General features: G+C 74.3%; 22 protein-coding genes. 6 read left to right on the top strand and 16 right to left on the bottom strand.

Annotated elements, in window-relative coordinates; translation table 11 throughout:
* Positions 1–4: 4 nt before the first annotated feature.
* From EV188_RS29390 to EV188_RS29400, 3 genes are all read left to right on the top strand, one after another.
* Positions 5–679, top strand: coding sequence for a GntR family transcriptional regulator (locus EV188_RS29390; protein ID WP_243742091.1), 675 nt, complete (start codon positions 5–7; stop codon positions 677–679).
* 82 nt (positions 680–761) lie between these two features.
* The gene (locus EV188_RS29395; RefSeq protein ID WP_166660161.1) at positions 762–2,285 is read left to right on the top strand and encodes a class I adenylate-forming enzyme family protein; all 1,524 of its coding nucleotides are present in this window, start codon (positions 762–764) and stop codon (positions 2,283–2,285) included.
* The gene (locus EV188_RS29400; protein WP_133829894.1) at positions 2,282–3,118 is read left to right on the top strand and encodes an SMP-30/gluconolactonase/LRE family protein; all 837 of its coding nucleotides are present in this window, start codon (positions 2,282–2,284) and stop codon (positions 3,116–3,118) included. Before EV188_RS29395 ends, EV188_RS29400 begins: the two co-directional genes overlap by 4 nt.
* Here EV188_RS29400 and EV188_RS29405 read toward each other — a convergent pair.
* The 7 genes from EV188_RS29405 to EV188_RS29435 all read right to left on the bottom strand — a co-directional run bounded on the left by EV188_RS29405 (position 3,108) and on the right by EV188_RS29435 (position 8,771).
* Complete coding sequence (locus EV188_RS29405) at positions 3,108–3,950, bottom strand: SDR family NAD(P)-dependent oxidoreductase (RefSeq protein WP_208114427.1); 843 nt, start codon at positions 3,948–3,950, stop codon at positions 3,108–3,110. The genes EV188_RS29400 and EV188_RS29405 overlap by 11 nt on opposite strands.
* A 36-nt stretch (positions 3,951–3,986) precedes the next feature.
* Positions 3,987–5,507 carry a GMC family oxidoreductase gene (locus EV188_RS29410; RefSeq protein ID WP_133829895.1) on the bottom strand — a complete coding sequence of 507 codons (1,521 nt, stop codon included), beginning with the start codon at positions 5,505–5,507 and terminating at the stop codon, positions 3,987–3,989.
* Between the two features lie 72 nt (positions 5,508–5,579).
* Positions 5,580–5,795: a dodecin family protein gene (locus EV188_RS29415; RefSeq protein ID WP_133829896.1), complete on the bottom strand. Its 216-nt coding sequence runs from the start codon at positions 5,793–5,795 to the stop codon at positions 5,580–5,582.
* A gap of 104 nt (positions 5,796–5,899) precedes the next feature.
* Positions 5,900–6,118: a hypothetical protein gene (locus EV188_RS29420; RefSeq protein WP_133829897.1), complete on the bottom strand. Its 219-nt coding sequence runs from the start codon at positions 6,116–6,118 to the stop codon at positions 5,900–5,902.
* Between the two features lie 157 nt (positions 6,119–6,275).
* Entirely contained in the window at positions 6,276–7,271 is a 996-nt protein-coding gene (locus EV188_RS29425; RefSeq protein ID WP_133829898.1) for a TIGR03617 family F420-dependent LLM class oxidoreductase, read from the bottom strand.
* Positions 7,272–7,289: 18 nt separating this feature from the next.
* On the bottom strand, positions 7,290–7,769 hold the full coding sequence (locus EV188_RS29430; protein ID WP_133829899.1) for a cupin domain-containing protein: 480 nt from the start codon (positions 7,767–7,769) through the stop codon (positions 7,290–7,292).
* 39 nt (positions 7,770–7,808) lie between these two features.
* The gene (locus tag EV188_RS29435; RefSeq protein WP_133829900.1) at positions 7,809–8,771 is read right to left on the bottom strand and encodes a CPBP family intramembrane glutamic endopeptidase; all 963 of its coding nucleotides are present in this window, start codon (positions 8,769–8,771) and stop codon (positions 7,809–7,811) included.
* 201 nt (positions 8,772–8,972) lie between these two features.
* On the opposite strand from EV188_RS29435, the gene EV188_RS29440 reads away from it, so the two are divergent.
* Positions 8,973–10,046, top strand: coding sequence for an SDR family oxidoreductase (locus tag EV188_RS29440; protein WP_133829901.1), 1,074 nt, complete (start codon positions 8,973–8,975; stop codon positions 10,044–10,046).
* A 15-nt stretch (positions 10,047–10,061) separates the two neighbouring features.
* Here the strand turns inward: EV188_RS29440 and EV188_RS29445 are convergent, their stop codons facing one another.
* From EV188_RS29445 to EV188_RS29455, 3 genes are all read right to left on the bottom strand, one after another.
* A complete protein-coding gene (locus tag EV188_RS29445) occupies positions 10,062–10,301 on the bottom strand; it encodes a hypothetical protein (RefSeq protein ID WP_133829902.1) in 240 nt (79 codons plus the stop codon).
* 93 nt (positions 10,302–10,394) lie between these two features.
* On the bottom strand, positions 10,395–11,159 hold the full coding sequence (locus tag EV188_RS29450; protein ID WP_133829903.1) for an alpha/beta fold hydrolase: 765 nt from the start codon (positions 11,157–11,159) through the stop codon (positions 10,395–10,397).
* Positions 11,156–11,815 carry a TetR/AcrR family transcriptional regulator gene (locus tag EV188_RS29455; protein WP_133829904.1) on the bottom strand — a complete coding sequence of 220 codons (660 nt, stop codon included), beginning with the start codon at positions 11,813–11,815 and terminating at the stop codon, positions 11,156–11,158. Before EV188_RS29455 ends, EV188_RS29450 begins: the two co-directional genes overlap by 4 nt.
* 67 nt (positions 11,816–11,882) lie before the next feature.
* Here EV188_RS29455 and EV188_RS29460 point away from each other — a divergent pair, with 67 nt between their 5' ends.
* Positions 11,883–12,770, top strand: coding sequence for a sterol desaturase family protein (locus tag EV188_RS29460; protein WP_133829905.1), 888 nt, complete (start codon positions 11,883–11,885; stop codon positions 12,768–12,770).
* 70 nt (positions 12,771–12,840) lie between these two features.
* Positions 12,841–14,397, top strand: a complete 1,557-nt coding sequence (locus EV188_RS29465; RefSeq protein WP_133829906.1) for an acetolactate synthase large subunit — start codon at positions 12,841–12,843, stop codon at positions 14,395–14,397.
* Positions 14,398–14,404: 7 nt separating this feature from the next.
* On the opposite strand, the gene EV188_RS29470 is transcribed toward EV188_RS29465, so the two are convergent.
* The 6 genes from EV188_RS29470 to EV188_RS29495 form a co-directional block, all read right to left on the bottom strand.
* Positions 14,405–14,740, bottom strand: coding sequence for a DUF1330 domain-containing protein (locus EV188_RS29470; RefSeq protein WP_133829907.1), 336 nt, complete (start codon positions 14,738–14,740; stop codon positions 14,405–14,407).
* Positions 14,741–14,770: 30 nt separating this feature from the next.
* Positions 14,771–15,559: an SDR family NAD(P)-dependent oxidoreductase gene (locus tag EV188_RS29475; RefSeq protein ID WP_133829908.1), complete on the bottom strand. Its 789-nt coding sequence runs from the start codon at positions 15,557–15,559 to the stop codon at positions 14,771–14,773.
* Positions 15,556–16,347 carry an alpha/beta hydrolase gene (locus EV188_RS29480; RefSeq protein WP_133829909.1) on the bottom strand — a complete coding sequence of 264 codons (792 nt, stop codon included), beginning with the start codon at positions 16,345–16,347 and terminating at the stop codon, positions 15,556–15,558. The genes EV188_RS29475 and EV188_RS29480 overlap by 4 nt, the downstream gene beginning before the upstream one ends.
* Before the next feature lie 85 nt (positions 16,348–16,432).
* On the bottom strand, positions 16,433–19,177 hold the full coding sequence (locus tag EV188_RS29485; RefSeq protein WP_133829910.1) for an ATP-binding protein: 2,745 nt from the start codon (positions 19,175–19,177) through the stop codon (positions 16,433–16,435).
* Positions 19,178–19,413: 236 nt separating this feature from the next.
* Positions 19,414–19,800, bottom strand: a complete 387-nt coding sequence (locus tag EV188_RS29490; RefSeq protein WP_133829911.1) for a YchJ family protein — start codon at positions 19,798–19,800, stop codon at positions 19,414–19,416.
* Between the two features lie 37 nt (positions 19,801–19,837).
* Positions 19,838–21,124 carry a PP2C family protein-serine/threonine phosphatase gene (locus EV188_RS29495; RefSeq protein ID WP_166660162.1) on the bottom strand — a complete coding sequence of 429 codons (1,287 nt, stop codon included), beginning with the start codon at positions 21,122–21,124 and terminating at the stop codon, positions 19,838–19,840.
* Positions 21,125–21,213: the final 89 nt, after the last annotated feature.

A 21,213-nucleotide genomic window follows, 5' to 3' on the forward strand; every position in this document is an offset into this window, starting at 1 on the left:
GGACGTGACGGGACGCCGGGCGGGCCGGCCGACGATCCAGCGACGACGCAGCGGCATCGAGGTCGCGGAGTACATCCGCAGCATGATCTTCGACGGCACGCTCTCCGCGGGGCAGCGCGTGCCGCAGGACACCATCGCCGCGGACCTCGGCGTCAGCCGCCTGCCGGTCCGCGAGGCACTGATCACCCTCGAGGCCGACGGGCTCGTGGCGTCCGAGCCGCACCGGGGCACCTACGTGGTGCCGATCCGGGCCGAGGACATCGAGGACCACTACCGCATCTACGGCATGGCCCAGGGGCTCGCGGCGGCCGGCGCGGCCCGGCGCATCACCGAGCCCGTGCTGGAGCGTCTCGGGGAGCTGCACCAGCAGATGGCGGGCAGCGACGACCCGGAGCTCGTGCACGACCTCAACTGGGAGTTCCACTCCCTGATCAACCACACCGGCGCCAGCCGCCGCACCCTCTCGGTGCTGCGTCACCTGTCGCGCAACCTCCCCCGCGAGGTCTACAGCCTGCCCGCGGCAGCGAGCGCGCAGGCCAACGAGGAGCACGCCGCGATCGTCGCCGCCCTGCGGGCCGGCGACGCCCGCGAGGCCGACCGGACCAACCGCGAGCACATGCAGCACGAGGGCGACCAGGTCGTCGCGGCGCTCAAGCGCTCCGGGGTCCTCAGCGACTGACGCGGGCCGGAGGCGTCGACGCCTCCCTTGACCACGAGGATTATCAATGATCACAGCTGACCCGCGTCCGAGCGAGGACTCCGTGGCCACCGCACACCCCCAGACCCTGGTCGACGCCGTCGACCTCGCCCCGCCCGGCGCGGAGGCCGTCGTCGGCGACGAGGGCCGGCTGACCTACGGCGCACTGCGCGACCGCAGCACGCGCCTGGCCGCCGATCTCGTCCACCGCGGGCTCCGGCCCGGCGACCGCCTCGCGATCCTGCTGCCGAACGGGGTGCGCTGGGTGGTGACGGCGCTGGCGGCCCACCGCGCCGGTCTGACCGTCGTCCCGCTCAACACCTGGTACCGCGCCGCGGAGCTCGGACACGTCCTGTCGGAGGCCGACGTGGCGCTCGTGGTCACCGACCGCGCCGTCTTCGGCCGCGACACCGTGGCGGAGCTGGACGCCGCCGGGTTCCCGCGCGACGGCGTCCTGCTCTGGGGTGACGGCGACGACCTCCCCCTCGCCGGCGACCCGCCGACCGTCGACCTGCCGGGCCCGGCGCCGACCGACCTCGCGCTGATCCTCTTCACCAGCGGCAGCACCGCGCGCCCCAAGCCGGTGCCTCTCGAGCACGGCAAGCTGATGGCCAACACCCGCGAGATCGCCCGGCGGCTGAACCTGCGTCCCGACGACCGGCTCTGGCTGGGCGCACCGATGTTCTTCGGCTACGGCTGCTCCAACGCCCTGCCCATGGCTCTCGGCGCCGGTGCCGCGCTGTGCCTCGAGTCGCGGATCGACGGCGACCGCTCGCTCGCCGTCATCGCCCGCGAGCGCTGCACCGTCTACTACGGCTTCGGCGCCACCACCCGGCTGCTCCTGGCCGCGCCGACGTTCGCCGACCACGACATCTCCTCGCTGCGCACCGGCACCACGGGCTTCAGCGCCGAGGAGAAGCGGCTGGCGATCGAGGAGCTCGGCGTCGACGGCGTCTGCAGCGTCTACGGGCTCTCCGAGGCCTACGGGCACTCGGCGATGTCCGACGCCGACGACGACCGGGAGGTGCGCCTGCACACCAGCGGCACGGTCCTGCCGACCCAGGAGCTGCGGATCTGCGACCCCGACGGCGCCGCCCTGCCGCCGGGCGGGACCGGTGAGATCGAGCTGCGCGGCTGCGTCATCGACAGCTACCTGGGGCGCGCCGACCTCGACGGCGGTGTCTTCCGGACCGGCGGCTGGATGCGCACCGGTGACCTCGGCACGCTCGACGAGCGCGGCCGCCTGCGGGTCGTCGGGCGGCGCAAGGAGATGCTCAAGGTCAAGGGCATCAACATCGCCCCGGTGGAGGTCGAGGACCTGCTGGTCGCCCACCCGGAGGTCGCCGAGGCGTACGTGGTGGGGCTGCCGGGGGAGGCCGGCGACGAGACCATGGTCGCCGCCGTCGTCGCCCCCCGCGCCGACCCCGACCTCCCCGGCACCCTCGTCGCCTGGATCCGCGAGCGCGCCGCCAGCTACAAGGTCCCGTCGCGCATCGAGCTGCTCGCCGCCGGGGACGTCCCGCTGACGGCGACCGGCAAGGTCAGCAAGCAGCTGCTGCGCGACGAGCTCGCGAGGAGGACGCGATGACCCCGCTACGTTCCCTGCGGCTCCTCGCCGAGGGCATCGGGTTCACCGAGGGGCCCCTGGTCACGCGCGACGGCCGGCTGCTCGTGGTCGCGCTGTCCCGCGGCCTCGTGGTCGAGATCGACCTCGAGCGCGGCGGCGTCCGAGGCGCCGTCGAGACCGGCGGCGGGCCCAACGGGCTCGCCGAGACCGACGACGGTGCGGTCTGGGTCGCCCAGAACGCCGGAGCGGTGACGTCCAGCCGCTCGTCCCGGCCCACCCGGCCGGGGCTGCAACGGGTCGTCGGCGACGCGGTCCTCGACGTGCCGGTGCCCGGCACCCGGGCTCCCAACGACGTCGTCGTCGGGCCCGACGGCCGTCTCTGGTTCACCGATCCCGGACCGCCCGGCGACACCGACCACGGCCGTCTGCTCGCCCTCGACCCCGCGACGGGCGAGAGCGAGACCCTGCTCGACGAGCAGGACTTCCCCAACGGGCTGGCGTTCGACCGGGACACCACGACGCTGTGGCTGGCGCACACGGAGGAGGGGCGGATCAGCAGGCACCGCTGGGAGGACGGACGGCTCCTGCCCCTCGCCGCGGGACCGCGGCTGCCCGACGGGGGCCCGGACGGGCTCGCGCTCGACGCCCACGGGCTGCTCTACGCGGCGGCGCCGGCCGCCGACGCGGTCTTCGTCTACGCGCCCACCGGGGAGCTGCACGCACGCCTGGACCTCGGGGAGCGCACCTTCCCCACCAACGTCTGCCTCGCGGGTCCGGGTGGTGAGCAGCTCGTCGTCACCGCCGCGCGCGGTGGTCGCGTGCTCGTGCTGCCCGCGTCGGGCGTCACACGCTGACCGCCCCGGACGCCGCGGTCAGCTGGAGCTCGTGCGTCCAGCACGACCGGTCCTGCCGGTGCAGGTAGTGGAAGGCGTCGGCGATGCCCACGGGGTCGATCAACAGGTCCGGACGCTCCTGCAGCGCGGGGAGGGCCCGTGTGCCGGGCGAGTCGATGAAGCCGTCCACGACGACGTTCGCGACGTGGACGCCGTGCTCGGAGTACTCCTCGGTGAGGGCCTGGGCGAGGGCCCGCATCATGGTCCGCGGGTAGTAGAGCGACTGGCCGGTCGACCGCTTGCGCCCCCGCAGCGAGTACTGGTTGTTGGAGAACAGGATCGAGCCCGAGCCCCGCCGTCGCATCGCCGGCAGGACCTCCTTGGCCACCAGGAACGGACCGCGGCACGCGGTCGCCACGGCCTCCTCGAAGAGCTCGTCCGGGAAGTGCTCCAGGAGCTCCTGGTCCTCGGGCAGCTCGCGCCCCGCCATGTAGCCGGCGTTGTAGATCAGCACGTCCGGGTCGCCCGCCTGCGTGCGGATCGAGGCGAACGCGCCGGCGACCGACTCCGCCGACCCCACGTCCAGCTCGACGACCGAGCAGGAGCCGCCGTCGTGGTCGATCGTCGCGGCGAGCGCCTCCGCGTTGGCGCGCCGGCGGGTCGTCAGGACGACGTGGTGACCCTCGCGCGCGAACCGTCGGGCCAGCGCCCCGCCCAGCCCCCACCGGCGCTCGGCCGGGAGGTCCTGTCCGACGTCGCGGCCGTGGACGAATCGCGTGTTCGGCCCGTCGGGCTGCCACTTCGAGGTGGCGCCGACGATCACGGTGACGGGCAGGGCGCGAGGGTTGTCCACTCGATCTCCTGTCGTGGGGACGGTGCGCGGCGCCGGTCAGCGCAGCAGGGCGGACGCGCGCTCGGCGACGAGGATCGTGGTGGGGTTGGTCGGTACGCGGGGGATCGTCGGCAGCACCGAGGCGTCGACGACCGCGAGCCCGTCCACCCCGTGCACCCGGCAGTCGCTGCCGACCACGGCCTGCGGATCGCTCGACGGGCCCATCCGGGCGGTCCCGCAGGCGTGGTTGTAGTGCGACGGCGCGCGGCGCACCGCGTCGGCGAGGTCGTCGTCGCCGACGTCCGGGCCGGGCGCGCGCTCGCCGACGAGCAGCTCGGACAGCGGCGGGGTCGCGGCGAGGCGGCGTGCGATCCGGACCGCCTCCGCGACCCGGGGCGCGTCGTCCGGGTGCGTGTAGAGACCCAGGTCGATGATCGGTGCGTCGCTCGGGTCCGCCGAGCGCAGCCGCACGCTCCCGCGCGAGCGCGGCTGCACGCAGGCCACGAAGAAGATCATGTCCCAGCCGGTCGGGTGCTCGCTGACCGGCGGGACGAACGCCTCCGGCAGCGCCGCGGTCGGGACCGCGGCGGTCGGCAGCACGTGCAGGTCGTAGTCCGGGTCGGCCGGGTCGTGCCGGACGCTGAGCGCGGTCTGGAACATGGGTGCGGCCGTCGTGTCCGGGGGGCGCGCGGCGTGGATGTTCCACATCACGGGGTGCTCGGTGAGGTTCTGCCCGACGCCGGGCAGGTCACGGACCAGGTCGACGCCGAGCTCGGCCAGGTGACCCGCCGGTCCGATCCCGGAGCGCAGCAGGATCGCCGGGGTGTTGTAGGTCCCGGCCGCCAGGACCACGGTGGCGGCCGCGATCTCCTCGCCGGACCGGAGCCGGACACCGACGGCGCGGTCGCCGTCGACGAGGACCCTGTCCACCTCCTCGCCGCCGCGGACCTGCAGATTCGCGCGATCGCGGACGGGGTTGAGGTAGGCCAGCGCCGTGCTCTGGCGGATGCCGTCCACGGCGCTGAGCGGAGCGAGGCCGAAGCCGGGCGGGCCCGGCGCGTTGACGTCGTCCACCTCCGCGTAGCCGAGCGCAGCCGCGGCCTTCGCGCTCGCCGCCGCCGTCGGGGCGAGGTCCTGCCAGCCGTCGCGGGTGATCCGGTAGACGCCCGTGCGGCCGTGGAACTCGTCGGCGCCGTGGGCGAAGCTCTCCATCGCGCGGTAGTCCGGCAGGACGTCGTCGTAGCCCCAGCCATGGTTCCCGCGGTCGACCCAGGCGGCGTGGTCGGCCGGGCGCGCGCGCATGGCGAAGCAGTAGTTCGTCGACGACGAGCCGCCGATGACCTTGCCGCGGGGCACGGCGACCGCGTTGCCGAACTCGTCGGGCTCGGCGGTGTAGCCCCAGTCATGGGTCTGCGGTGCGTAGGCGGCGCCGGCGATGTCCTCGGGGAGCTCCGCCTGCGACAGGTAGTCCGGACCGGCCTCGATCAGCAGCACCGACCGGTCCCCGTCGACGCTGAGCCGGTTCGCGAGCACGCAGCCGGCCGAGCCACCACCGACGATCACGACGTCGTACGCCATCTCCGACCTCCCGCCGCCACGGTCCGGTCATCGCGACGTTAGCCCGCGGACGTCGGTGGTCAAGACGTGGCGTCAGTCGCTCGTCTCGAACTTGAAGGAGATCTCGAGGCGGACACGGAAGGCGCTCACCCGACCGTTCTCGATGACGAGGTCCGAACGGACGAGCTCGGCGATGCGGATGTCGCGGACCGTCTTGGCGGCGGTCTCGACGGCGTTGCGGGCAGCGGCCTCCCACGACTCGGTGCTGGTGCCGATGACTTCGGTGACGCGGTAGACGGTGTCAGCCATGTCGAGACCTCCTGAGGGGACGCATCGCGTCGCGGGGTGAACTGTGACCCAGGCCACAGCGTCCAGCGACGATATCCCCCGCTCGTCGTCGTCGCCAACGTCGCTCAGGGAACCGGCTCTCCGTGGGCGACGGGGCACGTCGTCTCGATCAGCGGACTCGTCGAGGCGCCGCAGCGGTAGGCCGCGTTGGCCAGGACCGAGCACCCGCACCCGGCGGCGCGCGCCGCCGGGCTCCCCGGCAGCAGCATCTCCGCGCCGGCCGGTGCTGGCGGGCCCGGTCCGACGTCGGTGCCGGGTCGTGGGGTGGGTTCTGCGGGGTCCATCGCGTACCGAGTCTGCGAGGCCGTCGGGGGCAGGCGGTGCTGCGATGAGGGAAGTAATTGCCGCATCCGAACGGCGCGGTGACGACGGGCCCGCGATCTGCGGCATCTCACCGGAGCTGTGGACGGGACGGGACGGCCGACCGCGACGGGCCGGGACTCAGGAGCGGTCGAGGTCCCGGAGGCTCGCCACCAGCTCGGCGAAATGGCTGGGCGGAGGGCTGTCGCCCGGGCGGTTGAGCCGGATGCGGTCGGCCACCGCGGCGTAGCGCTCCCGGAGGAGCCCGGCGACCTCGCCCGGCGACCCGACGGCGCACATCGCGTGGAGGAGGTCGTCGTCGACGAGGGCGGGCATGTCGTCCCACCGGCCCTCCTTCGACAGCCGGTGGAGCTCGTCCTGCAGGTCGCCCTGCCCGTGGAGCTCGAGGACCCGGCGGTACGCGGGCGTCGAGCCGTAGAAGGAGATCTGTCGACGGACCGCCGCGACGTCGCTCTCGTCGAGCGCGACGAACGGGGAGAGCGCGATCCGCAGGGGAGGGCGGCCCGGCGGCCGGTGGGTCCTGACCTCGGGGAGGATCACCTCCTCGAGGTAGGCCTGGGTGCAGAAGGGATGGACGAAGAGCCCGTCGGCTACCTCGGCGGCGACGCGGAGCATCCGCGGCCCGACCGCCGCGAGGAAGACCGGCGGCGGGCCGTCGGGGTTCGGCGGCGGCGTGAAGGCGGGCGGCATGAGGGAGTGCTCGTAGAACCGTCCGCGGTGCGCCAGGGGCTCACCGGTCGCCCAGGTGTGCCAGATCGCCCGCAGCGCGACGACGAACTCGCGCATCCGGTCGGCCGGCTCCGACCAGGGCATGGAGAACCGCCGGGCGACGTGCGGCCGGATCTGGCTGCCCAGCCCGAGGATCAGCCGCCCGCCGGAGAAGCGCTGCAGATCCCAGGCGGGATACGCGACCGTCATCGGGGTGCGGGCGAAGGCGATCGCGACCGACGGGCCCAGCCGGAGGCGCTGCGAGTGCTCGCACGCCAGGGTCAGGGACAGGAACGGGTCGGCCCGGTTCTCGGTGTTCCACGCGCCGTCGAACCCGATCTCCTCGCACGCGCGGACGTCGCGGGCGACCGAGGACAGGGCCGTGTCGAGCCGTGCGTCGATCTCCATCGGACGTGGAGTTTGCGCCTATGCGCCGGGGACGGAGCCGGGCGGGAGGAACTCCACGTCGTGCAGCGCGGACTGCCGGACCACCTCGTCGGGGTCCTGGAGGTCGTGCAGCTGATCGAACAGGTGGGCCAGGTTGCCGGTCGGGCTCACCCAGAACAGGGCGCGGGCGTCGGACTCGCCACGGTTGTAGTAGGCGTGGGGGAGGCCGCGCGGCATCAGCACCGTGTCCCCGGGACCGGCCTTCTCCCACTCCCCGTCGAGGTAGAGCGTGAAGACGCCGCCGAGGACGTGGATGTGCTCGTCCTGCGTGGGGTGGACGTGGGGCGGCACGCCGGTGCCCGGCGGGTCGAGGGTCTCGAACGCGAAGCTGGACTCGCTGATCGCCTTCGCCCAGTAGGTGTGGCCGAGCACGTTCCACACCCGTCGGTGCTGACCCTCACCGGCGCGCACGATGCCCTTGGGCAGGGGCCCCAGCACGATCTCGTCTCCCTCGAACATGCTCGGACGGTACTGCGGGTGTCCACGCCCCGGACCGGGTCAGGCGACGGCGCGCGGCTCAGCGGCCCCCGTGACCGCCATGGGCCGGCTGGTCTCGACACCCCGGCGCCGGGACAGGATCAGCACGGAGGTCGCGTAGAGCACCGTCCCGAGCATCGACACGGCGAACACCCCGGCCCCGACGTCGGTGTAGTCGGCGATGGCGTCGGTGCCGCCGGAGGCGGCCGCGGCGACCCACGCAACGGTGTTGTGGACCAGGTGCAGGGCCAGGGCGGCCTCGAGGCCTCCGGTGCGCAGGGTCAGGACCGAGAGCACGACCGCGAACACGACGAGGTCGGCGAAGCCCCACACGCTCGCGGTCGCACCCTCGTGGACCAGCGCGAACAGGACGGCGCTCACCGCGACGCCGGGCCACGGGCTGCGGACGACGGCGCCGAACGTCTGCACGATCCAGCCCCGGAACAGGTACTCCTCGGCCGCGACCTGCAACGGCGTCACGGCGAGGGCCACGACCGCGACCCCGACGAACGACGACCAGCCCACGAAGGCGCCCTGGGTGGGAGCGACGAGCTCGCCCACCAGCCCGGTCACGGCGGAGACGGCGAGCGCGGGGACCAGGCAGACGGCGAGCCAGCGACCGCGCAGGCGCCCGGTGACGGACGACAGCGTCCCCGGGCGGCGTCGCTCGACGAACCGTACGACGAGGAGCACCGCGGGCAGTGTCGCGGCGATGATCAACAGGCCGAACCCGGCGGACCAGGCGGGATCGGCCGGGAGGCCGTCGACGTCGAGGGGAACGCCGGCGATCGCGGCGGCCAGGCCGGTCGTCATGCCGACCACGAGCACGAACAGCAGGCCGGCGACGACGATCGACAGCAGCGCCGCGGGACCGACCCACCAGCGGCGTCCCGGTGTCCGGGCGAGGTGGTCGTAGGTCACCGGGGGCGGGGCGTCGGCCTCCGGAGCCGGTGTCGGCGGGGTGGACGGGTGCACAGCGGTCATGGGTTCCTCCGGCAGAGTGCAGTGGCGGGCGTGACGGCCCTGCCAGCAGCGTCCTGCGGTCGACCGGCGAGGTCTGTGGCGTCGTGGCGCGAATGTCCTGGTCGCGGGAGCAGGCTCTTGTCACCGGGAGGACAGGTCACGGCCGGGGCGTGATGGCCCTGCTCACGGTTCGCGGCGGCCCGGTCGGGTGCATCCGAGGACATGTCACCCCTGGATCGACCGCTCGTCGTCGGCGTCACCGGCATCAGCGGGCACGCCCTGGCCGAGCGCCTCGCCCCGCAGACCGGGCAGACACTCGGGCTCTCCCGCGGCAGCACGTCCCCGGTGCCCGGTGTGGAGCCCCTGCACGCCGACCTCACCGACCCGGAGGCGCTGCGCGAGACGCTGGCCGGCACGAAGGCGACGTCGGTCTTCCTCACCGCCTGGTCGCGGCAGGAGACCGAGGAGGACAACATCCGGGTCAACGGCGCCCTGGTGCGTGATGTCCTGGACGCGGCCTGCGCCGACGGGACGGTCGAGCACGTCGCGCTGGTGACCGGGCTCAAGCACTACCTCGGCCCGTTCGAGGCCTACGGCCAGGGCGAGCTCCCGGAGACGCCGTTCACCGAGGACACCCCGCGCCTCGATGCGCCGAACTTCTACTACGCGCAGGAGGACGAGCTGGTCGCCGCCGCGGAGCGGCACGGTTTCGGATGGAGCGTGCACCGCGCCCACACGATGATCGGGTTCGCGGTGGGCAACGCCATGAACATCGGCTCCACCCTCGCCGCCTCTGCGGCGATCTGCCGCGAGACGGGCCGGCCGTTCCGCTTCCCGGGCTCGGCCCAGCAGTGGCACGGGCTCACCGACATGACCGACGCCGGCCAGCTCGCCGACCAGATGGTCTGGGCGGCGACGACGCCCGGCGCGCGGAACGAGCCGTTCAACATCGTCGACGGTGACGTCTTCCGGTGGCGGTGGATGTGGCCGCGGCTCGCCGAGCTGCTGCACGTGACGCCCGAGGGCTTCGACGGCGAGCCCGCCCCGCTCGAGCAGCAGATGGAGGGCATGGCACCGGTGTGGGAGCGGATCGCCGAGCGCGAGGGCCTGCGCGAGTCGCAGCTCGACCGCGTCGCCTCCTTCTGGCACACCGACGGTGACCTCGGGCGCGACATCGAGTGCGTCACCGACATGACCAAGTCCCGCCTCGCCGGCTTCACCGGCTACACCCGGACCCTCGACGCCTTCGCCCGCGTGTTCGACCGTCTCCGCGACGAGCGCGTCGTGCCGTCCTGAGGGGGAGAGCGGCGGCTACGCGGCGGCCAGGGCGGCCCGTCCGACGTCGGTGATCGTCGCTGTTCCCCGACCGGCCTCGGTGGCGATGAACCCGGCGGCCGCCAGCCGGAGTCCGACCTGCTGGTCGCTGCAGTAGACGCCGTCCACCATCAGCGTCATCCCGATCTCGCCGGAGCGACGGCAGCGTCCGCCGGCGACCGCGCGGAGCACCGCCCGGTCCCGCTGGCTGAGTGGTTCGCGCGTCGTCGTGGTCATGGTCGGCTCCCTTCGAGGTCGTCCTGCTTCTCACCTCCTCGACGAACGGGACGACCTGATTTCGACACCCTCGGCCAACGTTCTCCGGTGGGGTCAGGCGCTCCAGGCCCGCGCGCGCCAGAAGGCGGTGAGCACGCGCGCGGCGCGGGCCGGGTCCTCGCTCATCCACCAGTGACCCAGCTCGTCGAGCACCGCGACCTCGGCGCCCGCGCGGTCGGCGGCGCGCCGGCGGAGCTCCTCGGTGCCACCGAAGGGGTCGGCGGTGGCGAGGAGCGCGAGGCCCGGGCGAGCCGCCAGGGTCGGCAGCTCCTTGCCGAGCGTGGCCATCGCCGGCTGGGCGGCGGACCGGTAGAGCGCGAGGATCGCCTGCTTCATGTCTTCGTTCTGGGCCCCCGCGAGCTGCAGGGCCTCGGCGTGGCCCACGCCGAACGATTCCATCTGCTCGGCGCGCTGAGCGGGGGTCCCGCCGAACAGCTCCTCGAGGTGCGCCTCGCCGTCGCCGGGCGTCTGCCAGATCTGCGCGAGGTCGTGCCACGTGTAGTCCGGCTCGAAGAGGCCCAGCGCGTCGCTGGCCCAGCTGCGCACCAGCTCCGGGCGCGCCATGAGCGCGGTCGCGAGGTGCCCCCCGCCCCAGTCGTGGCCCAGCAGGTCGACGGGCCGCTCGAAGCGCTCGAGCTCGCCGATCAGCCAGTCGCGGTACGCCGTCACGGTCGCCGGGAAGCCGGCGGGCAGCGGCACGCCGAAGCCGGGCGGCGAGAGGCGGACGACGTCGTCGACGCCCGCGCGCGCCAGCTCGGCGACGAGCGGGTCCCACAGCGCCGCGCTCTCCGGATTGCCGTGCACCAGTACCACCGTCATGGCGCTGCATCCTGCTCTCTCGGTGTGGGTGCGGCGACGCGGCGGGTGTGGTCGGACACCAGCGCCGCGATCAGCCGGGTCACCCGCTGCGTCATCTCCGCGGCGTCCTGGTCGGGGTGGGCGACCCACCAGTCCATGAACGAGTCCACGATGCCGAGCCACGTGCGGACCATCGCCGAGACGTCGAGGTCGTCGGTGATCCCGGCGCCGCCCAGCAGCTCGAGGACCCCCTCCCGGGCGAGGGCCTCGATGCGCGCCGCGTACTGCGCGACGACCTCGGCCGCGGGCCCGTCCTGCGGGGCCGTGCGGTCGCGCAGCAGGCGCCAGACGTGGCGGCGGTCGTCGAGCACGGCGAACATCGCCGCGAGCGTGCGCACCCCCCGCTCGACGCCGGCGCTCCCGTCGCGGGCCACCCGCTCGATCTCCGTGGCCAGCAGGCCGCCGGCCTCGGCGAGGCACGCCGCGTGCAGGCCCTCCTTCGAGCCGAAGTAGCTGTAGACCAGCGTCTTGGAGATGCCCGCGGCGTGCGCGACGTCGGCGACGCCGGTGGCGGCGAAGCCGTCGGTGCCGAAGGCGGTCGACGCGATGCGCAGGATCTCCCGCTCCCGGTCGGCGCGCGGAACCCCCTTCGTCCCGGCGTTCGGTCGCGCAGCCACGGTCCGACCCTAGCGCGGAATATGACCCTGCGGTAACTTACCCGACGGTCATATCGCTGGAGGGTCCATGGACGCACTGCTCGACCCGATGCAGAACCCGGTCACCTACGCGGCCCCGTTCTTCGTGCTGGCGATCCTCGTCGAGCTCGCGGCGCTGCGGTGGCTCGACCACGACGACTCGGTCAGCGGCTACGCCTTCCGGGACGCGCGGACGTCGATCTCCATGGGGGTCGTGTCGCTCGTGTTCCTGACGGCGTTCAAGGTGGTCACGTTCTTCGCGTTCAGCGCCGTGTACGTCTACCTCGCGCCGTTCCACCTGCCCACCGACACGTGGTGGTACTGGGTGCTGGTCGTGCTCGGGGTCGACCTCGGCTACTACGGGCACCACCGCTTCAGCCACCGCGTGCGGATCGCCTGGGCCGGGCACCAGGCGCACCACTCCAGCGAGTTCATGAACTTCGGCACCGCGCTGCGCCAGAAGTGGAACCCCTGGTTCGAGTTCTTCTTCTGGCTGCCGCTGCCGTTCCTCGGCTTCGCGCCCGGGACGCTCTACGCGGCGTTCGGCGTCAACCTCGTCTTCCAGTTCTTCGTCCACACCGAGCTCGTCGACAAGCTCCCGCGGCCGATCGAGTACGTGTTCAACACCCCGTCGCACCACCGCGTGCACCACGGCCGCGATCCCGAGTACCTCGACCGCAACTACGGCGGGATCCTCATCGTCTGGGACCGGCTGTTCGGCACCTTCGCCGCCGAGGCGCGGCGACCGTCGTACGGGCTCACCACGCCGGTCGAGACGTACAACGTCCTCACCCTGCAATACGGGCACTACGCCGACATCGCCCGCGACGTCCGCGCGGCCCGCGGCTGGCGCGACCGGCTCGGCTACGTCCTCGGCCCGCCCGGGTGGCAGCCGTCCGGGGGCCCTGCCCCGGAGCCGACCCTGCCGCGACGCTGACCGTGGTGTGAGGTGGACCCATGACGACCTCGCCGTGGTCCCCGTCCGCCACCCGCGACCGGCGCGACGCGTGAGGGGCGCCGAGGCCCTGGTCGGCTCGCTGGTCGGGGCGGGCGTCGACGTCTGCTTCATGAACCCCGGCACATCCGAGATGCACTTCGTGCAGGCCCTGGACGACGTCCCGGAGATGCGCGGCGTCCTGACCCTGTTCGAGGGCGTCGCGACCGGCGCGGCCGACGCCCACGCCCGGATCACCGGCCGGCCCGCGGCGGTGCTGCTGCACCTGGGGCCCGGGCTCGGCAACGGGCTGGCGAACCTGCACAACGCGCGGCGGGCCGGCACCCCGCTGGTGTGCGTCGTCGGTGCCCACGCCACCGACCACGTCCGCCACGACGCCCCGCTCGAGTCCGACATCACCGCGCTCGCCCGGACGGTCTCGGGCTGGGTGCACACGTGCGGCGACGTGCGCGACGTCGCCGACGACGCGGTGCGCGCCGTGGCGGCGGCCGCCGAGCGCGGCGGCCGGGTCGCGACGCTGGTCCTGCCCGCCGACGTGTCGTGGTCCGAGGGCGGTGCCCCGGCGCCCGCGCTGCCGGCCGCGGCCCCGTTCCCGCCGGCGCCCTCGCGCGTGGCGATCGCGGCGGCCGCGGTGCGCTCCGGCGGCGCGGTGATCCTGCTGGGCGGCCCGGCGCTGACCGAGCGCGCGATGGACGCCGCGGGCCGCGTCGCCGCCGCCACCGGCGCCCGCCTGCTCGTCGAGACCTTTCCGCGGTGCTGGGACACCGGCGCCGGCCGCCCCCGTGCCGACAAGCTCGCCTACTTCGCCGAGCAGGCGCTCGAGCAGCTCGACGGCGCGTCGTCGCTGGTGCTGGCGGGGGCGCGCTCGCCGGTGTCGTTCTTCGGCTACCCCGGGATCCCCGGCGACCTCGTGCCCGACGGCGCCACCGTGGTCGGGCTCGCGGACGCGGCGACCGACGCGGAAGCCGCCCTCGAGGCGCTGGCCGTCGAGGTGGCGCCGGACGCGGCCGCCGAGCCCGCGCCGCGGGACGCGCCGGAGCCCGCGCCCGGGCCGCTGGACGTGCGCTCGCTGTGCGCGGCGGTCGCGGCGACGCTCCCCGAGGACGCGATCGTGATCGACGAGTCGCTGACCGCCGCGGCGGTGCTCGCGCCGGCCCTGCAGACCGCGGCTCCGCACACCCAGCTGGCGCTCACCGGCGGCGCCATCGGCCAGGGCCCGCCCGCCGCGGTGGGCGCCGCGGTCGCGGCGCCGGACCGGTCGGTCGTCGCGGTGCAGGCCGACGGCAGCGCCCTGTACACGCTGCAGGCGTTGTGGACCCAGGCCCGCGAGCAGCTCGACGTCACCACGGTGCTGATCAACAACGCGGCGTACGCGATCCTCCGGGTGGAGCTGGCGCGCACCGGCGTGGGGGAGGCCGCCCACTCCGGGCGCGCCGGGCGGATGCTCACCCTGACCGACCCGACGCCGGACTTCGTGTCGCTGGCGACCGGCTACGGCGTCCCGGCGCGGCGGGTGGAGACGACCGAGGACCTGCTCGACGCCCTGCGGTGGGCCCACGACGAGCCGGGCCCGCACCTCATCGAGGCGATCGTCCCCGCCGTGGGGTGAGCGCGCCTCACACGTCCCTGTCGTTCAGCACGGGCCGCAGGTCGTCGAGCTTGTCGTAGGCCCACCACAGGTAGTTCTCGGTCCCGCCCTCCCGCAGGGGGTGGAGGTCGACGTGGTCGGGGTCGTCCTTGAACGCCCGGAACGCGTCGCTCGAGGGCCACTCGACCAGCACGAGGACCTGGCGGGGGGAGCCGCCCGTGCTGGGCGAGTCCTCGCTCAGCCGGCCGAGTGCGACGACGCGGCCGCCGTGCTTGCCGACCGCGTCGACGGATCGCTTCGAATAGGCCTTGTAGTCGTCGTTCGGGGCGAGGTCGAAGAGGTTCAGGGCGTAGACCGCACTCATGGCGGCAGCCTCCCAGGTGCCGCGTGCCGATCACATGGTGCTGACCATGCCCCCGTCGATGAGCACGTCGGCGCCGGTGATGTTGCCGGCGGTCTCGGAGGCGAGGAGCAGGACCAGCGAGGCGACCTCCGACGGGTGGGTGAACCGGTTGGTCGGGGTCCCGGCGACGGCGGCCGCCTGCACGCTGGCGGGGTCGGCGCCGTTCGCCTGGCCGATCGTGTCCGCGACCCCGCCCGGGCCGAGCCAGAGGGCGGTCTCGACGGGGCCCGGGCTGACCGTGTTGACACGGACCCCCGACGGCCCGAGCTCCTTGGACAGCGACTTGCTGAAGCTGCGCAGCGCGGCTTTGGCCGCGCTGTAGTCGATCACCCCGGGGTCCGGGAGCGTGGCGTTCACCGAGCAGACGGTGACGATCGACGAGGGGGCGCTGCGGACGAGGTGCGGGACGGCCGCGCGCGTGGCGCGGACCGCGGACAGCAGGTTCACCTCCAGTGCCCACTGCCAGTCCGCGTCGCTGACCTCGACGAACCCCTCGGTGCGGGGTCGGACGCCGCCGACGTTGTTGACGAGCAGGTCGATGCCGCCGAAGCGTTCCACCGCCTGGTCGACGAGCGTCCGGCTCCCCTCCGCCGTCGTCAGGTCGTCGAGGACGACGATCACGTCGCCCTCGTCGGCGAGCGCGTCGAGGTCCGCCGACCCGCTGCGCGCGCCGGCGGCGACCCGGACGCCCTCGCGGACGAGGGCGCGTGCGATCTCGAGCCCGATGCCCCGGCTGGCGCCCGTCACCACGGCGGTCCGGCCGGTGAGGTCGAGCTTCACAGCCCCTGCTCCTTCAGCCAGGTCAGGCAGAGGTCGGCGACCGCCGGCCACCCGGAGTCGATGATCAGCGAGTGGCCGCGGTCGGGGAAGGTCTCGATGTCGGTGACGGCGCTGGAGTGCCGGTACTGCTTGAGGGTCGAGCGCGTCACGGACTCGGGCACCGTGTGGTCCTTGCCGCTGGCGATCAGCAGCAGCGGCCCGCGACCTTCGTTGCCGGTCGCCACCTTCGCCGGCGAGTGGGGATCGAAGTTCGCCGACGCCGCCTCGAACAGCGGACGCCCCGGCGCCGGGATCGTCCAGCGCTCGTGCAGCCGGTCCGACTCGTCCTCCGGGACCGCGTTCGCGAAGGCGAAGCGGAACTGCTCGGCGGTCAGCGACACGGAGCGGTGCTTGTTGGCGGGGTTCTTGAACACCGGCAACGTCGCCCGCAGCGCCGAGAGCGGGACCGGGAGCACGCCCTTGATCTGGGCCGCGTCGATCGCCACGGCGGCGCGCCCGCGGTCCTGCCCGAGCAGCTTCTGGGCGATCAGGCCGCCGAAGGAGTGCCCGATGAGGATGGGGGCGGTGGGCAGGGCGTCGACGATCGCGGCGTAGTGCGCCACGACGTCGTCGATGCCGTGGTCCGCGATCGCGTCGGGGTCGCGGCGGGACGCCTCGACGGTGTCGCTGTCGCCGGGCCAGCCCGGGGCCGTCGGCTCGTAGCCCGCCGCGCGGAACCGCTCGATCCACGGGTCCCACGACGAGGCGTGCAGCCAGAGGCCATGGATGAAGAGCACGGGAGTGCCCACGGTCGTCTCCTTCGCCGGTACCGGCGGCCGGTGTCGTCCAGCGCCACGGACTCCCGACGCTAGGAGGACCGGGACCCCGTCGGCTTCAGTCGCGATGACTCAACACGGCCGGCAGCTGCGTCCGGCTGGTCACCCCGAGCTTGGGGAAGACCCGGTAGAGGTGCGAGCCGACCGTCCGGTGGGACAGGAACAGTCGCTGGCCGATCTCCCGGTTGGACAGCCCCTGCGCGGCCAGCTCGGCGATCTGCGCCTCCTGGGGCGAGAGCTGCTCGCGCGGCCGTTGCGCCGGCCGCCAGCCGCGCTCGCCCGTCGCCCGGAGCTCACGGTCGGCCCGGCGCGCCCAGGGGCGCGCGCCGGCGGCGTCGAAGGTGGTCCGGGCGGCGCGGAGCGGGGCGCGGGACTCGGCGGTCCGATGTTGCCGGCGCAGCCAGGAGCCGTGCGCGAGCTGGAGACGGGCGTGGTGCCACGGGTACATCGGACCGGCGCCGTCGAGAGCGGCGCGGAAGAGCTTCTCGGCCGTGGCGGGCTCCGCCAGGACCGCCCGCGAGTACTCCAGCGCGATCGTCGGCCCGGTGGCGGGGGAGTCGCCGGCGAGGCGCTCCGCCCCGGTGAGCAGCCCCGCTGCCTCCTCGCGGCGCCCGGCATGGGCGGCGGCGTCGGCGAGGTAGCTGATCGTCCAGAGCTGCTGGACGCGCTGGCAGGCCGGGTCGGTCGGGACGAAGACGCGGTGCAGCTCGCCGTACGCCGGTTCGGGACGCTCGGCGCCGAGCGCGGCCACGCCCCGGGCGAACTGGGCGGCGGCGAGCAGGGACGAGCTCGCGTTGGGCGTCCGCGAGGCCGTGTCCTCGGCCTCGGCCAGCAGCGGGTGGTGGACGTCCCAGCCCCCACTCAGGGCCTCGTCGACGACGAGGGCGAGGCGTGCGGTGGCGGCCCACACCGCCTGGCCGGTCTCGTCGGCGAGGCGGCGGGCCTCGTCGGCCGACCGCGAGGCGTCGAAGATCCCCAGGTTGATCTCGGCCCAGCTCCGCAGCGCGAGGGCCTCGGCCAGCAGGCCCAGCCTGCCGTGCGTGCGGAGCTCCTGGATCGCCGCGGAGAGGAAGGAGTCGGCACGGCCGAAGTCACCGACGCAGAACGCGGCGATGCCGAGCAGCCCGGCGAGGTCGGGCCGCCCGCCGGCGTCCGCGGGCCACTGCTCCAGGTGACCGACCACCGCCGGGGCCGTCTCGAGGGACTCCGAGAGCCCGAGCACGGCCAGCAGCCGCGGGTCGCCGGCCGCCAGCCCCACCTCGTGAGCGGCGCGCACGATGTCGTCCCGGACCTCCGGCCCGGGATCGCGCCACCACACGCGGCGGGCGGCACCGAACAGCAGCTGCATCGCGAGGTCGGTGTCGTCGTCGGACCGGGCGCGCCGGGACAGGTCGACGAGGTGCCGGATCTCCGCCGGCTCGCTGGTCGAGCCGTCGTGGAAGACCCCCGCGAGCCAGGTCAGCCGGGAGCGCTCGCGGACCTGCAGCGACATCGTCGAGACCTGCGCCGTGATCTGCTCCACCTGGGCGAAGCGCCCCAGCTCGTAGCCGAGCTCGGCGGCGCTGAGCAGCCGGGCGGCCCGTCCCTCCGGCGCGGGGCTCAGGGCGGCGGCCCGTTCGAACCAGGCGACGGCGGTGGCCGTCGCGCCGCGGCGCTGCGCGTCGGTGGCCGCCTTCTCCAGCTCGGTCGCGATCTGCTCGTCGGGACCGGACGCCGAGGACGCGCGGTGCGCGACGGCGCGGTCCGGGTGGGCGGACAGGACGCGGGCCAGCGCGGCGTGCGCCTCCCGCCGGGCGGCCGCCGGCATGGCGTGGCGGAGCGCCGACCCCACGAGGGGGTGGGCGATCCGGTAGGTGTCGCCGTCCACGGTCAGCAGCCCGAGATCCAGCGCCGGCGCTGCCGCCGCCGGCCGGCCCGCCGACGGCCGCAGGCTCGCGGCCGCGGCGAGGACCTCGTCGACGTCGTCGCCGTCGTTCAGCGCGGCCAGGTCCACGATGAGGCGGGCATCGACATCGAGCTCGTCGGCCCGCGCGACGAAGGCCTGCTCCAGCCGGGCGGTCATGGGCATCTCGTCGTCGGTGTCGGTCCACCCGCGCCCCTGCTGCACGGCGACGGCCAGCTCGCGGAGCGCGAGGGGGTTGCCGTCCGCGTGACCCACGATGCGGTCGCGCACCGCGGGCATCAGGCCGGGGGCTCGCGCGTCGAGCAGGGTCGCCGACGCGGCCTCGTCCAGGCCCCGGACCTCGAACCAGGCGACGGCGTCGTCGTCGGTGAAGGGCGCCGACGGACGGGGCGAGGCGCAGACCATCGCGATCCGCTCGGACCCGATCCGTCGCGCGACGAAGGCGAGCGCATCGACCGAGGGCTGGTCCATGCGGTGGAGGTCGTCGAGGCACACCAGCACCGGCGCCTCGGCGGCCGCGTCGACGAGCAGCTCGAGGACGGCGAGCGAGCTGAAGAAGGGATTGACCACCAGCGAGTCGCCCATCGCGAAGCAGGCGAGCAGCGACTCCCGCTGGTGCTCGGGCAGCCGGTCCGCGCGCGGGAGCAACGGCCGGACGAGCTGGTGCAGGGCCGCGAACGGCAGGTGCGCCTCGGCGTGGGCGCCCCGCGCGGCCAGCACGCGGAACCCCGCCGCCCGGGCGTGCTCCGTGACGCCGGCCAGCAGCGCGCTCTTCCCGACCCCGGGCTCACCGACCAGGCCGAGGACGACGCCGCCGTGGTGGACCGCGTCGAGCCGCTCCACCAGGGACGTGAGCTCCTCGTCGCGCCCGACGAGTCGCTCGTCCGGTGTGGGGGTCACGAGTGGAGCATCGTGTCCGCCGCCCGCGGCGTCCAGGAGTGGCGGGGGAGGGCCTCAGACCCCGCCGACGAGTGCCGAGCCCTGCCGGTAGGACTCCCAGGGGATCGTCCGGTCGGCGATGTCGCCGTCGGCCGGGGTGAGACCGGCGCGGGATCACCTCCGTGAGCACAGAGGCCGTCCACCGGGGTCAGGCTCTCGTCACCCCGAGGCAAGCCCCGGGATCACCCGGCATCGGGTCAGCGCACGGACCCGTCGCGGTAGAACCACCGCCCGGCCTCGCGGACGAACCGGCTGCGCTCGTGCAGGACCCCGGTCTGCTGTCCCTCGCGGTGGTGGGCGCGGAACTCGACGACGCCGTCGCTGTCGAGGAGGCCGCCGCCGACGCGGTCGAGCACCTCGAGCTGCGTCCAGCGGATCGCGGGGTCGAGCGTCAGGTTCGTCGGGCGGGTCGCGGGGTGCCAGGTCCGCAGCAGGTGGTCGACGTCGCCGCGCGCGAAGGCCGTGTAGCGCGACCGCATGAGGGCCTCGGCGGTGGGGGCCGCGCTGCCGGTCTCGCCGAGGTACCGGCCGCAGCACGCGTCGAACGGTTCGGGCAGGCCGCACGGGCACGGTCGGGGAGGCACGACCGTCGAGTATGCCGCCGCGGTGACGACACCGACGTCAGGCCGGCGGCGTCACCTGGACGACGACGACGGCCGCGTCGTCGTCGTTCGAGACGGCGCGCGTGTGGTGGTGCACCGCCGCGACGAGGGTGGCGGCGACCTGCTCGGGGTCCTGGCCGGCCGTCGTCGCGAGGGCGTCGCGCACGCCGGGCTCGTCGAACTGGCGGCCCCCGGGGTCCCTGGCCTCGGTGATGCCGTCGGTGTAGAAGACGAGCGCGTCACCGGGGCGCAGGTCGACGACGTCGATCCCTGTGGGGTGGTCGGCGGTCAGGCCGAGGACGCGCCCGCCCCCGGGCCGCTGCTCGACGGCGCCGTCGTGACGCCGGACGAAGGCGGGCGGGTGGCCCGCCCCGGCGATCACGACGGTCCAGCCGGTGTCGCTGCGGGTGAAGGTCGCGTAGACCGCGGTGACGAAGCTGCGGCCGGCGCCGAACCAGGACAGCAGGACCTCGTTGACGGTCGCGAGCACCGTCGTCGGGTCCCGCTCGGTATGCGCCGCCGTGCGCACCGCCGACCGGGCCATCGCCGTGGTGCGCGCGGCGGTGGGCCCCTTCCCGCACACGTCGCCGATCACCAGCCCGAAGCCGTCGGGGACGGGGAGGACGTCGTAGAAGTCGCCGAGGACGTCCACCCCGGTCCCGCCCGGGGCGAAGTGGGTGGCGATCGCGACGCCGGGGATGCGGGGCGGGTGCAGGGGGAGCAGGGACTCCTGGAGGGTCTGGGCGAGCTCGGCGGACTCCCGGGCGTAGATCTGCAGGTCGTGGACCGCCAGCCGCAGGGCGATCGCGTCGTTCGCCGCCGCGGCGAGCGTGCGCAGCGACTCGAGGTGTCCCTCGGTCCACGGCCGGACGCGGCCGTCCATGGCGCACAGGTTCCCGAGCACGTACCCGTCGGGATCCCGGATGGGGACGCCGATCCACGCGCGCGCCCCGAACGCCTTGATCTGCGCCAGGTCGCGCAGGCGGGGGTCGGCGGCGGTGTCCTCGACGACGATCTCCTCGCCGATGTCCACGATCACCTGGCAGGCCGCCTCCCGCGCGGGGACCTGCAGGGTGCCGTCGGGGCCGACCATGGCGGCCGAGTCGGGCGCGCCCTTGAGGAACGAGCGCACGTCGTCGACGACCGTCATGTACGCCATCGGCGCGTCCAAGAGGGTCGCGGCCAGGCTGCACAACCGGTCGAACGCCGCCTCCGGGCCGGTCTCGAGCAACCGGGTCGCCCGCACGGCAGCCGTCCGCGACGGGGACTCGACCCCCGTGCGTCCCGCCGTCACCGCTGCACTCACCCGCGCATCATCACAGACCGCCACGCTCGAGTCGGCCATGCGAGCGACCGTCCGAGGCGTCTGGGACGTCCGCCGACACGGGATCCACC

The sequence above is a fragment of the Actinomycetospora succinea genome (genome assembly GCF_004363095.1).
Classification (GTDB): Bacteria; Actinomycetota; Actinomycetes; order Mycobacteriales; family Pseudonocardiaceae; genus Actinomycetospora; species Actinomycetospora succinea.

Bases quoted from the DNA above. Each gene is read 5' to 3' on its own strand.
- EV188_RS29400 (WP_133829894.1), top strand. From the start codon at position 2,282: ATGACCCCGCTACGTTCCCTGCGGCTCCTCGCCGAGGGCATCGGGTTC.
- EV188_RS29410 (WP_133829895.1), bottom strand. From the start codon at position 5,507: ATGGCGTACGACGTCGTGATCGTCGGTGGTGGCTCGGCCGGCTGCGTG.
- EV188_RS29415 (WP_133829896.1), bottom strand. From the start codon at position 5,795: ATGGCTGACACCGTCTACCGCGTCACCGAAGTCATCGGCACCAGCACC.
- EV188_RS29420 (WP_133829897.1), bottom strand. From the start codon at position 6,118: ATGGACCCCGCAGAACCCACCCCACGACCCGGCACCGACGTCGGACCG.
- EV188_RS29425 (WP_133829898.1), bottom strand. From the start codon at position 7,271: ATGGAGATCGACGCACGGCTCGACACGGCCCTGTCCTCGGTCGCCCGC.
- EV188_RS29430 (WP_133829899.1), bottom strand. From the start codon at position 7,769: ATGTTCGAGGGAGACGAGATCGTGCTGGGGCCCCTGCCCAAGGGCATC.
- EV188_RS29435 (WP_133829900.1), bottom strand. From the start codon at position 8,771: ATGACCGCTGTGCACCCGTCCACCCCGCCGACACCGGCTCCGGAGGCC.
- EV188_RS29440 (WP_133829901.1), top strand. From the start codon at position 8,973: ATGTCACCCCTGGATCGACCGCTCGTCGTCGGCGTCACCGGCATCAGC.
- EV188_RS29445 (WP_133829902.1), bottom strand. From the start codon at position 10,301: ATGACCACGACGACGCGCGAACCACTCAGCCAGCGGGACCGGGCGGTG.
- EV188_RS29450 (WP_133829903.1), bottom strand. From the start codon at position 11,159: ATGACGGTGGTACTGGTGCACGGCAATCCGGAGAGCGCGGCGCTGTGG.
- EV188_RS29460 (WP_133829905.1), top strand. From the start codon at position 11,883: ATGGACGCACTGCTCGACCCGATGCAGAACCCGGTCACCTACGCGGCC.
- EV188_RS29470 (WP_133829907.1), bottom strand. From the start codon at position 14,740: ATGAGTGCGGTCTACGCCCTGAACCTCTTCGACCTCGCCCCGAACGAC.